This window comes from Deltaproteobacteria bacterium (genome assembly GCA_019308995.1).
GTDB lineage: Bacteria > Desulfobacterota > Desulfarculia > Adiutricales > JAFDHD01 > JAFDHD01.
The window spans coordinates 1-16,296 of record JAFDHD010000072.1 but is presented as its reverse complement, the minus strand read 5'-3'; the positions used below and the strand labels follow the sequence as shown (position 1 = coordinate 16,296).

Genomic DNA, 16,296 nt, shown 5'->3' with positions numbered 1-16,296 from the left:
CTCTTGTGGGTAAAGATGAGTAATAAAGGGGGGGTAGGGGGGATTTTTAAAGTAAATGGCATAAATACGTTCTTTTTGGCTCCTGGCGCTGCCAGGTTATGTTCAGGCCATTGGTTTCGCTCTCCTGAGGGAACCCAATGGCCGGTCCGTTTAATAATCCACCCTAGCCTTCAAGCCAGGCCTCGCGAAAGGCCTCGAACGGGTGGAAGTACTCCTCTGGGTTGAAATTTTTGAGCTTATCGGTCCATCCGCTTGCGCCAACCGGTGACAGCAGAGGAATCAAATAAGCTTGATCTTGAAATCTTTGAATTATCTTTTTAAAGATCGCCTTTCTTTTTACAAAGTCAGATTCAGCAGCCATGTCATCAAGGATCTTATCCAGGTCCGGTTCTTTTATGCCGCAGGGGGCAAAGCCGTCCCAGGGTTTGGCCGGATCGGTGTGCAGCCAGGGGTAAACAAAATCCATGGGGTCTTCCTTACCCATGTGATAAAACTGCATATGGTAGTCCCTCTTACGAAGATGCAGCCAGTACTGCACTCCAATCTCAGGCACCAGCTTCATGCGAAAACCGGCCGGCTTGGTCATCTGTTGCACGATCTGGGCCACGAGGTCCTGAAAACCCCACGTCGGCGTGAACCTGAAGACCACGTCAAGTCCATTCGGGTATCCTGCCTCTTTAAGCAGCTTCTTGGCTTTTTCAATATCTCTTTTGCGATAAGTAAGATCTTTAAAACCCCAGGGAGCGGCATCGGGATGGAAAGGCTGGCCTATGGGATACGCCAGATCGCCGTAAAGCGCGCGGGCTAGTTTTTCCCGGTCCAGGCAAAAGTCAAAGGCCTGGCGGACTTTGACGTCCTTGAAGGGAGAGTTTCCGAGTGTGGGATGTGAGTTCAGGTAGATGGTGTGGGGGGCCATAACACCCACGCTGGAATAAATAACTAATCCTTCCTTCTCCAGATGGATCGGTTTGTATAGTTCTTTACCTTTCATAACCTTGGCCAGCCACTTTGGTTCAATCCCCCGAATGTAGTCTATGTTACCGGCCCTGAAGGCCATGGTCCGCGGGGAATCCTTGCTAATAACCTTAGAAATAACCTTGTCCAGGTAAGGCAGACCAGGTATACGGTAATCCTTAAAGGCCGTATAATGCGCCTCATACTTTTGCTGATGTTTCGTCAGTACGAAAGGCCCGGTCCCTGGAGGTCCGGGGGTAGGGGGTTTAAAGGACGGTGTCTCACCCCAGATCGCGCCTTGAGGTATGCAGCCCTTGGGAAGGATGGGAGCATTGCACCAGGCGTTGGCCATGAGGAACCCGCCGTATGGTCTGGATAGGTTGGCCACAACCGTGTACCGGTCCGGGGCCTCCGCGGACTCAAGAAAGAGCGTCAGTAATTTCCGAGCGTGGCATCGGTGAATTGGATCTTTAATGCGCTCCCAGGACCATTTGACATCTCCGGAATCCAATTCCTTGCCATTGTGGAACTTTACGCCTTTCTTGATGTGAAAGACATACCGCTGCCCGCCTTTTTCTATCTCCCAGCTATCGGCCAGCATGGGCTGGACATCGCCCACAGAACGTTTTTCCTTCATGGCCCTGAGCCGTTTGGCCCGGGAAGTCGGGGTAGTCAAACCTTCATAAAGAAGAGCGTTGTGGGGGCGCGCCCAGCCTCCGCCGTACCGCTGGGGGTCCGGCGTCTGCATCAGCAGCCCTATGCCCACAGTCAACGTCCCGCCCCGTTTGGGCGTGGCCGCAAAGGCAGACGGCCCGCCCAGGGTCAGGGCTGCCCCGCCTGCGGCGCTTAGTTCCAGAAAATCTCTTCGCGTTAAACCTTTTTTCTCCTTGGTCATTTTAACATCCTCCTTCTTAGTGTGGTTAATTAATTAATAACCCTTTCCCAAGCACAGTGGATATTTCAGACATGGAATTTAAAGCGTAAAACGTGTCTTGACCTTACTTCGAATTAGTTAAGCCCTAATTACTGAAATTATTCTTAAAAACGCTCACAATTTTAACAGCAGACGACACCTCCTTTCCCGCTCCTGGCGCTGCCAGGTTATGTTCAGGCCATTGGTCTCGCTCTCTAAAGGGAACCCAATGGCCGGTCAGCTTACTTAATAATAGACCCTCTATCTTTCAAGCCAGGCCTCTTGGAATCCCTCTTCCGGGTAAAAATAATTCCACGGCTTGAAGTTTTTCAACTTGGTGGTCCAGACGTTGGACCCACAGTTCATCTGATAAGGCAAGAAGTAAGACTGCTCATTGGACCTCAAGACCACCTTCTTAAACTTGGCCTTTCTCTTGATCAGGTCCGTTTCCCCGGCCATATCATCGAGGAGCTTATCCATGATCGGGTCTTTGACGCCGAGAGAAGGAGAATACCCGAGATAGGGCTTGGCCGGATCGGTGTGCAGATATGGATAGTAAAAATTCATGGGGTCTTCTTTGGCTAAGGTAAAGACAAACATCTGGTAAGAATATTGGCGGAGATTAGTCCAGTATGCTAATCCGAGTTGAGGCGTGATCTTGATGCGGAAGCCGGCCGGTTTGGCCATCTGCTGAACAATCTGGGCCATGAGGTCGTTTTTACCCCAGGTGGGCGTGATCTTGAACTCCACGTCCAGGCCGTTCGGGTATCCGGCCTCTTTGAGCAGCTTCTTGGCCTTCTCGATGTCCCGCTGCTTTGGTTTGATGTCCTTATAACCCCAGGGCGAAATGTCCGGATGGAAGCCCTGGCCCATGGGTACAACCAGGATGTCGTAAAGCGTTTTAGCCAGCGTTGCCCGGTCAATGCAGTAGTCCAAGGCCTGGCGGACCCGCACGTCCTTAAAGGGCGTGTCCTTCTGATCATGGGCGTTCAAGTAAATAGTCAGGGTAGTCCCATTCAGGCGAGGGAAGAGTACTAGCCCTTCCTTTTTCAGGGTTATGGGTTGATTAAGCCAATTCTTTCTTCCTTTTAAAACCTTGATCGTCCAGTTTGGCTCTGCCCCGTAAGCATAGTCCACATTTCCGGCGCGCACGGCCATGGTCCGGGGCACGTCCTTGCTGATGACCTTGTAAACGATCTTGTCCAGATAAGGCAGCCCTTTGACGCGATAGTCCCTGAAGGCCTCGAAGACGTGCTCACGTTTCTGCTGGTATGAGACCGTCTGGAAGGGGCCGGTTCCCATAGGAGCAATGGTCGGGGGCTTGAAGGTTGGGGTTTCACCCCAGATAGCTCCTTTGGGTATTGAGTCTTTCGGAAGGATGCAGGTGTTGCACCAGGCGTTGGCAATAAGGAAGGCGGCGTAAGGTCTTTCCAGATTGGCCACGACCGTGTATTTATCAGGAGTCTCGACGCTCTTCAAATACAGGGCCAACAACTTCCGGGAGGCGCACCGGTGTACCGGGTCTTTAATGCGCTCCCAGCTCCATTTCACATCCTCTGACCCGAATTCCTTGTAGTTGTGAAACAGGACGTTTTTTTTGAGATGAAAGACGTACCGGGTCCCGCCTTTTTCGATCTCCCAGCTATCGGCCAGCATGGGCTTGACTTCCGGGACCGCGTCCGGCCCTTTCTCCCTAATGATCCTGAGCCGCTCCCCTATGGAAGTCGGGGTGGTCAGGCCTTCATAAGACAAGGCCGAGAACTGTCGCGCCCAGGTGCCGGTGCGCCGGTGCGGGTCTGGGGTCTGGATCAGCCAGGCCATGCCGCAGGTAAGGGTCCCGCCCCGCTTGGGCGTGGCGGCAAAGGCAGACGGCGCTCCCAGACCGAGGCCTGCCGCGCCCGTGGCGCCGACAGCGGCTAGTTCCAGAAACTCCCTTCGATTTAATCCCTCGGATTTCTTGCCCATTTTCTTTCCTCCTTTTGGAATTAGGGTTCATGGTAAGGGTTTGACGTGGAAGATCATTTCATCCCGAGGCTTTAAGTTGAGGTTTGAAAGCTCTATGGTTAATTATTATCCGCAAAGCGCAACAACATTCCAGCCATAAGGTCGCTGGTTAAAAGTTTTTTTAAGTACCAGGCGTATAGTTATGTCTCATTCAGCTCGAAATAATAATATCAAAGATTAGCAGTATAAAGCCGTGAATGTCAAGCACTGTTCCGCTGTCCTGAACTATCCCTTCAACAAGGCCTGACCCATGTTCATCTGCTTAATCAAGGCGACGTTTTTAGCGAGGCCTCCGGAGAGAGTCAGGTCTTTAGTGAGCGAGCTTAATTCGGATGTGAGCTTAATGCCGGAGCTGGCGATAAGGGCCTCAAGTTCGGACTGGAACCGCTGGCTGAAGTCTCGGCCAAGGAGGAGGAGAGACTGGAACTCCGGGTGGCTGAATGGATCGTCTAGCATCTGGCTGGCCTCATAGGCCATGACCCTGAGCGTGTGGATCACAGCCTGAAGGTTTCCCAGGCTTGCCTTGAGTTCGTCAGTGGGACGGATTTCTTGTTGATTGATCAGGCTGGCGACAAGCTCCAGCTGCCGGGCCGCGCCTCCGGTCAGGGGACCCATCAGCAGGGCGTCCTCGACCTCGCGGAACGGCTTGCCTATTGTTTCAAAGGCCTGGCCTTCCTGGCCCAGGATGTTTGCACCCGGAACTTTCACACTGTCCAGTTTTATCCCCCCGTGGGGAGAAGGCCGGAGGAAATCGAGACGCATTGGTTTTGTTTGAGCCAACCCTGGTGTGTCTTTGGGTACCAGAAAGGTAGTCAGGCGCTTCCTGTCGCCTTCAACGCCGGTCACGGCCATGACCACGAACACGTCGGCGATAGGGCCGTTGGTGAGGTAAGTTTTTTCCCCGTCAAGGCGGTAAAAGTCACCTTCCCGGACCGCCGTGGTCTTGATGTGCCTGGGGTGGGCGCCGGTTTCAGGTTCAGATAGAGCCAGGCAGCCGGTCATGCGGCCGGCAGCCATGGCAGGGAGATATTCCCGGCGCTGGCGGCTGCTTCCAAAGCCCAGGATAAGGAATTGAGAGACAACGTGGTGGATAACCACGGACAGGGCCAGGCCCATGCTGCCGCCGCTGCGGACCAGGGTTTCACCGGCCACAGCCACGGCAAGATAACCTCCGCCCCGGCCGCTGTATTCTTCAGGCAGCCCCAAACCTAAAAGTCCGGCCCTGCCCATGGCCTGCCAGATGTCCCAGGGAAATTCAGAGGCAGTGCTTAAATCAGGTCGAGTGGCAATATGCTCTTCAGCAAAATGGACGACCTCATCCCTGAGGGCCAAAAGCTTCCCTGTCATGGCAGTCGCCATGGCTATCAAACCTGTTAACCCTGAGACTCCTGCGGGTCGGGCCTTTTCATGAGTTCAAAAATAACGCCGCCAGGTCCCCCGCAGTCCAGGTAGGCAAACCGACCTGGATCAGTGATCAGGAGCTTGGCGCCGTCTGCCACAAGTTTTGAGGCCTCCTTGTCCACATCGTCCACGTAAAAACCGAGGTGATGCAAGCCATCCCCGAATGTATCCAGGAAGCGGGACTGGAAGATGCGGCCTTCCGTGGGCTGTACCAGCTCGATCTGGACCGGACCCAGATAGGCGAAGGCCATCCTGGCTTTCCAGGTCCGGCCTTTGGCGTCGGTGCCGCCAATTTCAGTAAACGTCCAGGGACCGATGCCGAACATCGCTGACCAGGCCTCAATGACTTTATCAATGTCCTTTACCGCCACACTGATTTGATCAACTGTTTCCAACTGAAGCGCTGGACTCTTATGACTTTCCATTGTCTCTAGCCTCCTTTTTTCGGTATTCGTTAGTATGATAGGGTATGAAATACGGTCTCTCCTGTCAATCATCTAAAAATATCTCCCCAGACTGACTGGAAGGCAATGGAACAGCAATGTCAAGAAGTTCTTTCTCTTTAAGAGCTGCTCATTTTTGCTCAGGGTAAAAAATGAAACCAATGCTCAGGGGTCACGCCGGAAAAGGAGATTACATTCGTAACAATATGCGCCACGATTGACGGGATTACCGAGCCGGTCTTCCACATAACCATTAGAGGCAGGATGCCCCACAAGGCAGTGGTAATGATGGCGTGCAAACCCAAGGACCAGTGGATTAAACCAAAGATCAATGAAGAAAGAAAAAAAACAACCCACACGCTTGAAAAATATTTCCTCAAAAGCCTGACGCAGAGACCTCTGAAAATTATCTCTTCAACAAGACCGACCAATATGAGGCCCAGGGAAAGATCAATCTTATCAAGTACTGGATTTTCAATTTTTGGCCACGTGCCTAATTGCGTCTGAGGCAGGATGCTCATAAAAAACCGCCACCCAACCTGGTCTATGACGACTCCCGTGAAGCACAGCAGTGCCGTATAGAAGATGAATGTTTCGGACGATAACCCTTTCAGGCCGAAATCAGAAAATTCAGCATATTTATATTTGATGAGGATAAAGATTAAAGATATCGGGACGAGTTTTACGAAGATGTAGTCAATAAGTAACCACGAAATGTAATTGTGGATAAAGATGTTGGATAAATCATTGAGTAAAAAAAATGAATATTAAAAAAAGAAATGTAAAAAGCTGAATCCTTAGCCTACCAAATCGTGTGTTTGTCATCCTAGTTCAAATATAATCCTTGAAGAAGTATTTTCATGGGTGCGGCATGCCAGGGTTCCGGTACTCCTCCTCAAGGATATCTCGAATGGCCTTTGGAGAGAGCCCGAACTGAGCGCAGTAGTCCACCAGGATATCATCCAGTTCATGCCTTAACTTATCTGGAAAATGAAACGGCGGACTGGCGTCTTTAATCAGGGAGAGTAACCGGTCAAAGATCGGCTTGAAGAGGTCACGCAGATCCCAGAGGATGGCTGTATGCTTGCCATACGACAAACTCCCTTTTTTTAAATGGGAATCGAATAACTCCTGGAGGCGGATGATCTTATTGCGATATGAAAAACTGACTTCATATAAAAATCTGACCTGCGGATCCTGAAACTCATATTGCATGTAATAGAGGTGAGGTTTGAGACGATTATTCTTATTGATCGCCACCTGAAAGCAGTGATCGCTGTCTTTTATATATTCGGATTCAATTTTTGTTCCTGGCAGCACGGCCAGTTTGTTGGCCAGGCCGTCCAAAGTACCGTATCCAACCGTGGTGGATATGACCTCATGATTGAGCCGGAGTTCGTCGCAAGTGGTGTTCTTGTCAAACATGATAAACCCAAACCGGGGGGTGATATCGTATTTCTTGAGCATGGCAACGGTTTTGAAGATGTCATTTTTATTAAAATCTTTTTTGAATTTATTATAGTCATCGGTTTGGCGGTCGGCAAAACTTTCCACACCCAGAAATAAGGCCGCAAATCCGGCTTTGGAAAGCTTTTTGACAAGAGGTTCGTTCAGGGAATCAACGCGGCAATCCGCTTCAAACGTGAGGTTGTATCTCTTTTTGATTATATGATCACAAAAATCCCGAATAAAATCTTGATCCCGGCCGATGAATTCCATATCTGAAAACCAGATGTGATTTACCTGATGGTGATTAACCAGCAGGTCAACCTCTTCCAGAACCTCATCCAGTTTGCGGCGGTAATGTTTTGTTTTGAAATTATACCGGTCGAACGCATTGATACAGCAAAAGCTGCACCTCCAATAGCATCCACGGCTGGTAATCATTCTGGCCACGCCGTATCGGGGGCGGTGGACGGGGATACCCACTGTACTTAAGAAGGCCTCTGTTTCGAAATTTGGACTGAAATGAATATCTTTTTGATTTGAACGAAACGCCAGGCCCGGGATATCTTCCGCAGACTTGCTGTCTCGAAGATTCTGACAAAGCCTGAGGAAGGTATTTTCTCCGTGCCCGAGAACGATCGAGTCAATTTCAGGGAAGTGGCGCAGTATCTTTTCAAAATGAAAGGTCGGGAAATAACCGCCCAGGACGATATGTCCTTTAAAGCCCCTGGCTCTGAGTTTTTTTATCGTTTCTGCTGTGGCCGTAAAGTTGGAGCGGTTGACGGAAAATCCTAAAAGGTCATAAGGATCGTGGGGTGGCCGCGCTCTCTTAACTGCCGTTCCCACATCGTCCCAATTCCAGGTCGCATCGAAAACATCCACGAGAAAGTCATGATCTCTCAGGACTTTTTCCAGGAAACCAAGCCCAAGGTGTTCCAGATAGTTCCAGGAACGATGAGTGACAAACGGGCTGTTTTGAAGCAGTAAAATTTTCATGTTTTTATCCCAAATTGGCCGGTGTCTGTTTGCTATCTCAGCATCTAGGCCTCGCCTTCATGAGCGATTCGATCATTCAGAGAAGAAGATTGCTTTCTCTGCCGCTGCCAAAGACGTAATCAATAGAGGGGCGGTAATGCAGCGCCGGCGGTACAATCGCCAGCCGACGGCCTGCAGGATTTTGGATATCGTAATCAACCCAGGGAATGAACTCCATTCCCGGGATGAGGATTCTTACCACCGGGAAATCAAGGCCGGCCCGGGTATGATTGACTACAATCACATCGGTCAATCCCGCTGCGGTGATTCGTTCAAGGCAGCACCGGATTTCCGCCAGAAGGTCCTGGTGGGAAAGGTCGTCCATCTCCTTTAAGGAAATCGTCTGGCGCGCTCGGGTAATATAACGCACAGATTCCCAGGCGTCCAGATGACAAAACCTCAGGGTACGAAAAGCCTCCTCATGATCCAGAAGCCATCTTTGCGAATAGTGTTCTTCAATGTTCCTGGGCATGGCTTTTTTAAATCTTGTGAGTATCGTCCGTACCTGAATAAGTTCGGTCAAGGCACGCGACACGGCGATGGCCGGCTCGAGGTGGGCGCCGACACCCCACTGAAAGGCCGGTCCCTTTTCTGACTCGTCAATCCCAAAGGCGTAGATGGTGGGAATTCCAATATCTGAGGTGATGTCTTTTAAAATCAACTTGAGACCGCTGGCTTGCACTGCCATGAGGGCTTGAAGAAGCGCCGGGTTCTTTTTGCGGGGCAGGGTGGCCGGGTCAATTTCAGGCATGGGAAGCTGATTCCAGATGAAAATGGCCTGAGCGTCCCTCTCCACCAGTTCGAGGATTCCCTGGAGAATTGCCTCTTCCAGGCAATTACCCGCTGCCAGGCCGTTGGGCCGGTTTTCAACCAGCCGGTTGGGAGCGCCGTCTGCATTGTACGGAAAAAGATGCGAAAAGCCGGTGGGTACCAGTGCCGGCTTATGGTGGATTAAATGCCAGCCCGCGGTCCAGTCAATGGAGCGTCCCTCATCAAAAGGGTCAAGCTTTTTCCTTGCAATCAGGTCCGGTCCGGGCAGTCCCATGAGGCGCGGGTGAAGGATTGGCCTTCCCTGTTTTTCAATCTCATGAGTAGACGCACGCAGGAATTGATCCTCAGGACGCAAAAGGGCGGAAAAACGCTCGATGAGTTCGCACAGGCCGCTCACCACTGACTGCTCGGAGGTCAGCCCTTTGCCCAGGGCGTAATCCTTTCCAAAATTGTCATACAGGCAGTCTGACGAAACCTTATGCACGAAGAAATGCTTATCCAGCCTATTTCGCGCTTCAGGCCTGACCCTCTGGAAGGAGAACCTGATCCGGTTGCGCCGCAGGACGGTGCGCATGCGCTGAATCGTCTGTTTTGGGTTGACAATTCTATGACCGTTTTCACGGAAGGTATAAGACCGGGAGCGCAGGGTGACAGCACCTGTTTTCTGGGGAAACCGGCCTGTGGACGCCTGGGAAGGCAGGTCCCGAATATTAATCCTGGCCATGGCAAACGTCCCTGTTTTTGTATCGCTTCATAGCAGGCAATGGCTTCATTGGATTTGCAAGCTCCCGAAATTAACCTTCATGAGTCCTTCAGGGGTGAGGCCAGACGGGTTAGACGCTTCAAGACATGGTTGCGGTTTCAGAAAACCCTTAATGCGCGGTATACCCCCCGTCTACCACCAGAATCGTGCCTGTGACGAACGAAGATTCGTCAGAGCCCAGATACAGAATTCCCTGCGCGATCTCATCTGCCCGGCTGATTCGATTCAGCGGGTTGGTGGAGGAAAGTCGCTGATACCTGCCCGGATAGGCAAGATAATCTCTGGTCATATTCGTTTCCACCGTCCCTGGACAGATGCAGTTGCACCTGATTCCCAGATGCCCGTATTCCACGGCGATACACCTCGTCAGAGCCACGATTCCGGCTTTGGCAGCACTGTAGGCGGCCATGTGATTGAGACCGACCAGGGCGGCGATGGAAGCAACATTGACGATGACCCCTTTCCTTTTTTCCAGAAAAAAAGGCAAAATGGCGCGAATCATACGAAAGCTTCCGGTGAGGTTACTGTCAATTAGCTCCGCCCACACCTCATCCGTGGTTTCATGCACTGGAACGGCTTCACCCGCCACACCGGCGCTGTTCACCAGAATATCAATTCTTTTGAATCCCTTGAGCGCGTTTTGAATCACCTGATGAACGCTTTGCTCATCCGTAACGTCTCCGGTGATCGGTAAGGCCTTTCCTCCCATTCTGGAAATTTCGCGGCAGACACGCGTCAGCGGGGCCTTTCTTCTTCCCATCAAGACAATGGATGCGCCTTCTTTTGCAAAAAGCCGCGCCGTGGCCCGACCGATTCCAGTTCCACCGCCCGTGACCAATACGATTTTATTCTTTACTCTTTTTTTTATTCCAGCTGGCATGAGGTATGTTTAGAGATCGTATTCATTCCTGGCCGAGGTTCGTCCGGTTAACCTGTACTGTTCCAATCGTTCATTTTTCCAGTACGAGGCTGTGTTTTCATATTTATAAAATCCGGAAAATATTTGCGGATGTTTCTTGATGAGCTGATAGACCGGATTTGACTGCGGTTTTGCATCAAACCCGTCTTCACTGATCTCCTCATGCCCGGTTACGACAAAAAAGGAGTAAGTCTCCTTGGAAAATTTGAGTTTCCCTTCAGATTCCTTGTAAAGTTGAGAGCCTGGCAGGGGGCTGTATTCAAATAAAAGAACTGTCACGCCGGCGTCCTCGAATGTTGAAACCCAATCGAGGGTCCTTTCAAATTCGCTCATACTCTCAAATGGATACCCCCAGATAAATGAAGCATGCACGCTTGGGAAATACTGAACCGATTCTTTTGCAGTCTTATAAGCTCTTTCAATCGTAAATCCCTTCTTGATGCGCTTAAGCGTCTTGTTGGATCCGGATTCGATTCCATATCTGATCTGCATGCATCCATGGTCAACCATTTCCCGCATAAGGTCTTTGTCCATCAAATCTACCCTTGAGAAACATTTCCACTCGAGGGGAAATGATAACTTATCAAAGGCCTTGAAGAGTTTTCTGAAGCGTGAACGGTTAAGAGGCAGGATGTCGTCCTGAAAAAGAAACAGGGTACAGCCTGAGAGCGAGTGCACAAGCTCCAGTTCCTCAATGACTGAATCAATGGTGCGATGGCGCACTACCCCGCCAAAGTTATGCGGTTCAGTGCAAAAGGTACACCGGTAGGGACATCCGCGTGAGGTGATCATGCTGGGCGCAGCATCGTAATGGTTAAAATCCAGTAAGGAGTAAGCAGGCAGAGGGAGAGTGTCAAGATTTTTTACGATGCGGCGGGAAGGAAGCGGAACCATATCCTCCCGCAGGAAATCGAGCATAATGAGTTCTCCCTCGCCTTCCACGACGCTGTCAATAAATGGGAAGGCCTCAACAATTTCCCGGGCAACCGGCGAAGGGCCGACGCCGCCCAGGACGATTTTACACTCCGGGTGAGACTCCTTGAGTTTTTCTGCACAGACGATGGTGAAAGGGAGGAGGTTTGACATGCAGCTGAAGCCGACAAGCCTGGCCGGGGTGCCAATGGCTTGGCAAAATAGCGCGGCGTCAAATTCTCTGGAATGAGAAAACAATTGATAATCTATGAACTCGACATTGTAACCTTCCCTTTCCAGAAAGGCAGCAATGTACAAGAGACCAAGAGGAATGTAATTTTGCTGGTCAAAACGGCCGGCGTTGTTAATCAGCATCAGATTAAGGTTAATCAGGGTGACGTCAGGCGCATCATCCTCGCGTGTTCTGGAACGCCTCACCTGAGGTTCCCCTTCACTTTGCCTCTGAGTTACCAGGTCCTTAATAAATATTCTCGTCATAATTTTTTCCCGGGAGAGGTCAATCTGGCACCTCGAAAGCGCATGTTTTATACAGAAGTTCGTTCGGTGTGCTGCTGCACCATTTCGAATGCGTCCCAAAGTATGAAGGGGCTGATTTCGGTGTCGTTGAAAATCTCTCCAGTTGGCGAACTGGCCAGCAGACCGTTGGTAAGCAATCCTTCACAGGCCTGGCGCGCCGGCTCGTTGCCATGGTATTTTTTGGAGTCGCCTGTTCTGAAGCAACGATATTGCCAGAAATGCAGGAGTTCCAGCGATTTTTCAGGAAGGGCGATTTGCTGATTGGTGGTCGGATTGTAAAGATGATCATATCCATTTTCGCTCATACCGTGAAACCGGAACTCTACCGCTTTTTTGAATTTATTGAAATAACGTTCGGCGTGGGCGTTTATCCGGTCAAGCTTGGCAAGCAGTTTTTCCTGGACACGAACCTCGTTTCTTATAGAGCCTGACGCCGAACAGAATTTTTTGGAAAAGTAGTCCAGCATCTCGACCCCGAAGGCATGAGATTCATCCACAAGCTTCTCACCGGCTTCAACCATCTCGGGCGAATAAAGGTCAGTACGAAACATTGAACGTACGTTATAGACAAAATTCGCAATATGATAACGCAGGAAATTTCTGACTTCTAAAAGGCCCTCGAGGGACGGTTGCGTGAAATGCATTTCCAGTTTTAGGGGTGATGTTTCGACAAGCTGTGACGTGCCTAATAGCTGCTGAACCAGTGTCGTCCCGATATTAGGCTGAAGAATACTGGTATAGCACAGGAACATCTCCCAGGGGGACATCTTGCCTTGCTTGGATCTAGATTTCAAGAACATCATATTCCGGCGCACAGACTCAAGGGTGCTGGCAGGATTGAACATGATGAAACCAAGGTGGGCCTGGATCTTCAGAGAGTCCAGGATATTTAAGGCCCGCTCCAGCAGACCTTTGGGCCGCGGCTTCTGGAAGAGTCCCAATGACGAGTCATCGAGACTTTCGACCCCGACTAAAACCGTATCAAGGCCCGCCTTTCTGAGGAGCTTGAACAGGTTCACCCTGACCGATTCCAGGCGGCACTCAATGGTGAAGGAAATGTTGATTTTGCGTTTGATAATTTCAGCGGCTATCTTTTTAGCCCGCTGAACTCCTTTGGGGCCACACAGAAAGTTGTCATCACAGAACTGAATCTCTCGCACGCCCCTGTTTTTAACCAGGTACTCGATCTCGTCAACGACATTGCGCGCCGTGCGCGGACGCCAGCCGCAGTCTTGGTAGAAAACGTGAATACTGCAAAAGGTACAGTGGGAACTGCATCCGCGGCTGGAGTACAGCCAGGTAACTTCAGAAGGGCCGGTCTGGCCAGGGCGGTCAGGAAAAGGAAGCGCGTCTAAATCCCGAATCAGAGGCCGGGGCGTATAGATTCTATCTCGCAAGGCTTCCCGGGTCATTAACCCGGGAAGCTCGAGAGGCTGGTCATTTTCTAGGGCGTGGAGCAGGGCCGCAAAGGTCAGCTCTCCCTCGTTCATCACGAGTGAGTCAACCCCTGCAAAGACTTCAAGCGTAGTTTTAGGGGCAAGTGTGGGCAGGTAGCCGCCGAGTGTGATATGGGCCGGACAGCCTTTGTTTCGCAGCAGTTCGATAAAATATGTTCCCAGGTTCACCCGTTCTTGAGTCAGGCTGACACCCACAACCTTGAATCCGCGGAAGAGAATATAATGAGCCATCTCTTCAAGGGTGAACCTTGAATCACCGCGACTCAGTATTTCTACATCATGCCCGGCACTCCGGCAGTAGGCGCTGATGTAACCCAGACCCAGATTGTCGTTCAATCCATTCCTCTTTGGATCGTGTGAATAAATCGGACCCAGATCCACGAGGATGGCATTGGCACCCATCTTTGATGAGGTCCTGATAAACTTAACTCATCTGTTACGGGAAGTTAACCGCGCACTCCTGCAACGCAATTCTCAGTTTCATATTTCATGAACATCTGATCGAAACCAACCGCGCCGATTTTTGGGCTCGCTCCCAGAACAAAGCTGGCGCCTCCTAAGACCTTCTTTAACTCTTCTTTGGTGATTTTTTGTTCCTTTGGCAAATCCTTGATCTTAATACGCGGCATTTTTTTACCTCCTCTGTTTTGTTTGCTTGTGCAGTTTAAAATACTCCTTAACTTAATCAGACCGAGACCGGTCTTCCCTGCCGGTTGACCACAAATTGCTTGCCATGCACCGCGGTCTGATGAAGGACGTTACCAGACAGGAGCGCAGCCTTTGCGGCTGGAATTGGTTCGGGGTCCTTGATTTTATCTTGGCCATCGCCTCGATCATATTAATCAATTTAATTATTTAATACTAATTTAACACTAAAACAAATCGGTTTGTCAAGTATTTGTTTGCAGATTTTCTTTTCTGAATAAAAGATATTTAAATCAAGTACTTAGACAGACAGCAGGCATTTTAAGTCTGTATCCTTCAGGCAATGAAAAGATGTAATCCTGCCTTTTCCCGATCTTGGTTCTTGCAGATACAGGATGAAACGGTTATTGAATTTCGGGACTAAAATAAAAGAAACAACAGCTTTAGACCCGGCTGATTCAGCTCATTTCATTTGTTTCTGGAGCCAGTCCTGGTAAATCAACTCCCGAACGGACTCTTTAACCATCTGGGACTCCATGTATTTACGTTTGCTGACTTTCTTTTCCAGATTATTTTTATATTTATTAATGAGCAGATTTGTTTGGAGATACTCTTCAAAAGCTTCGACAGAAATACCGTTCGACTCAAACCATTCATCTGTATCCTTGGCTTTGTTCAGTCCATGTGCAACGCGAAATGCATCGGCTGCCTTTTGAAGCTCTCTGGTTGAGATCTTCATCCTGGCCCTCTTTGCCGCTTGTGCGGTGATTTTCCTCTGCACAACCTCCCGCAGCGCTGGCAAAAATTGTCCCGTCATGCGCAGGTAATCTACAACCTCTACCACAGCAATCTCAATTTCTTTCTTTTTTTTGGCCATTTCTTTCTTTTTTTTAGCCATAATAATTTCCTCTCCTTTTAAAAATGAAAATTACAAGTGAATTTCCATGCCCCCCTCTGAGAAACAGGACGTCCCTTGAGCCAAAAGCACCCTTGACTGCATTTGTTACATCTTTGTTTAGCTCACATCACCCCCTCACTTTTAAGGATATTGAAGCGGCATTTCATGAGATTGGCCGGTTTAATCGAAAGAAATTCTAACCGTGCCCAGGCCAGTCTCTTTTGTCAATTAATTGCTTTGAGGCCGCTGCTCACTCTGAATGCTTTTTATTTGTCCATAAATGTCCTAATTCTTACCAGGGAAGGCAGTGGTTATGGTATTTCACCTCCCGTGAGAGTTCATGGCTGACTTCACGCTGGCAACAAAAAGAAAATCTAATTTAAGATAGTGCCCCATCATAAAGAAAAAGAAATTAAAGTTCAAGATTTCTGGTTAAAATCGTTTCCTGCCGACCGAACGATGCTGTGCCAGGTTCTCGAAGGCTGGAATTACGAATTGTTCGTTTGCCTCCCTGTCAAGATGAGCGTGCTTTTATTTCTTCTTCGATACATAAGTAAAGGGGAGGCTGATTAACGGCATCTTTGATTGATCAACAACCCATTTTTTCGTATTAACAGCCGTTATTGCTACACTGCGAACGTTGGGAACAAACCAGGCTTCCCTTAAGAGTATTTCATTGAGTTCTTTAATGATCTCAGCCCGCTTCTTTGGGTCGAATTCAACAGATTGTTTCCTGGCTAGCTCTTCAACTTTTGGATGCGCAAATTCAACAGATTGTTTCCTGGCTAGCTCTTCAACTTTTGGATGCGCAAGATGCATGGCCTGAAGCCCATTGTATGGAACCATGACCCTGAACCAGTTGCCCGGGTCCGGCCCATACCCTCCTCCCCAAGCTATTACGCCATAAGACTTCTTGTTATAGACGCCTCTTAAGTTAACTGCCGCGGAATGGGGCTTAATCACAACCTTTATCCCGATCGTGCGCCAGTACTCCCAGACTGCGTCCATATACGGACCGCGTCCTGCTTCGTTGTAATGAAAGGGTATGCTTACACCCTGGGCATATCCAGCCTCAACCAGAAGCTTCTTAGCCTTCTCAGGATCGTACGGGTAGATAGGCGCGTTGGGGTCATAGCCGATCTGGGTTCGGCCGATCAGGGTGGTGCGCCATTCACGGCCGGTCATATAGTTTTTGATG

13 protein-coding genes are annotated in these 16,296 nt (G+C 49.8%); all 13 read right to left on the bottom strand.

What is annotated here, in order from left to right; translation table 11 throughout:
* Positions 1–163: 163 nt before the first annotated feature.
* On the bottom strand, positions 164–1,849 hold the full coding sequence (locus tag JRI95_11755) for a twin-arginine translocation signal domain-containing protein (protein ID MBW2062220.1): 1,686 nt from the start codon (positions 1,847–1,849) through the stop codon (positions 164–166).
* 279 nt (positions 1,850–2,128) lie between these two features.
* Positions 2,129–3,832 (bottom strand): ABC transporter substrate-binding protein, encoded by a 1,704-nt coding sequence (locus JRI95_11750; protein MBW2062219.1) that lies wholly within the window; start codon positions 3,830–3,832, stop codon positions 2,129–2,131.
* 264 nt (positions 3,833–4,096) lie between these two features.
* A complete protein-coding gene (locus JRI95_11745; protein ID MBW2062218.1) occupies positions 4,097–5,218 on the bottom strand; it encodes an acyl-CoA dehydrogenase family protein in 1,122 nt (373 codons plus the stop codon).
* Between the two features lie 26 nt (positions 5,219–5,244).
* Positions 5,245–5,697, bottom strand: a complete 453-nt coding sequence (locus JRI95_11740; GenBank protein ID MBW2062217.1) for a VOC family protein — start codon at positions 5,695–5,697, stop codon at positions 5,245–5,247.
* Between the two features lie 158 nt (positions 5,698–5,855).
* Positions 5,856–6,236 carry a CPBP family intramembrane metalloprotease gene (locus tag JRI95_11735; GenBank protein ID MBW2062216.1) on the bottom strand — a complete coding sequence of 127 codons (381 nt, stop codon included), beginning with the start codon at positions 6,234–6,236 and terminating at the stop codon, positions 5,856–5,858.
* A gap of 337 nt (positions 6,237–6,573) precedes the next feature.
* On the bottom strand, positions 6,574–8,157 hold the full coding sequence (locus JRI95_11730; GenBank protein ID MBW2062215.1) for a B12-binding domain-containing radical SAM protein: 1,584 nt from the start codon (positions 8,155–8,157) through the stop codon (positions 6,574–6,576).
* 76 nt (positions 8,158–8,233) lie between these two features.
* Complete coding sequence (locus JRI95_11725; protein ID MBW2062214.1) at positions 8,234–9,691, bottom strand: YcaO-like family protein; 1,458 nt, start codon at positions 9,689–9,691, stop codon at positions 8,234–8,236.
* Positions 9,692–9,839: 148 nt separating this feature from the next.
* Positions 9,840–10,610 (bottom strand): SDR family oxidoreductase, encoded by a 771-nt coding sequence (locus JRI95_11720; protein ID MBW2062213.1) that lies wholly within the window; start codon positions 10,608–10,610, stop codon positions 9,840–9,842.
* 9 nt (positions 10,611–10,619) lie between these two features.
* Positions 10,620–12,059, bottom strand: coding sequence for a B12-binding domain-containing radical SAM protein (locus tag JRI95_11715; GenBank protein MBW2062212.1), 1,440 nt, complete (start codon positions 12,057–12,059; stop codon positions 10,620–10,622).
* A gap of 47 nt (positions 12,060–12,106) precedes the next feature.
* Complete coding sequence (locus JRI95_11710; protein MBW2062211.1) at positions 12,107–13,957, bottom strand: B12-binding domain-containing radical SAM protein; 1,851 nt, start codon at positions 13,955–13,957, stop codon at positions 12,107–12,109.
* Positions 13,958–14,001: 44 nt separating this feature from the next.
* The gene (locus JRI95_11705) at positions 14,002–14,184 is read right to left on the bottom strand and encodes a hypothetical protein (protein MBW2062210.1); all 183 of its coding nucleotides are present in this window, start codon (positions 14,182–14,184) and stop codon (positions 14,002–14,004) included.
* Positions 14,185–14,663: 479 nt separating this feature from the next.
* Positions 14,664–15,098 (bottom strand): hypothetical protein, encoded by a 435-nt coding sequence (locus tag JRI95_11700; GenBank protein MBW2062209.1) that lies wholly within the window; start codon positions 15,096–15,098, stop codon positions 14,664–14,666.
* A gap of 531 nt (positions 15,099–15,629) precedes the next feature.
* On the bottom strand, positions 15,630–16,296 hold a 667-nt coding region (locus tag JRI95_11695), incomplete at its 5' end, for a hypothetical protein (protein MBW2062208.1).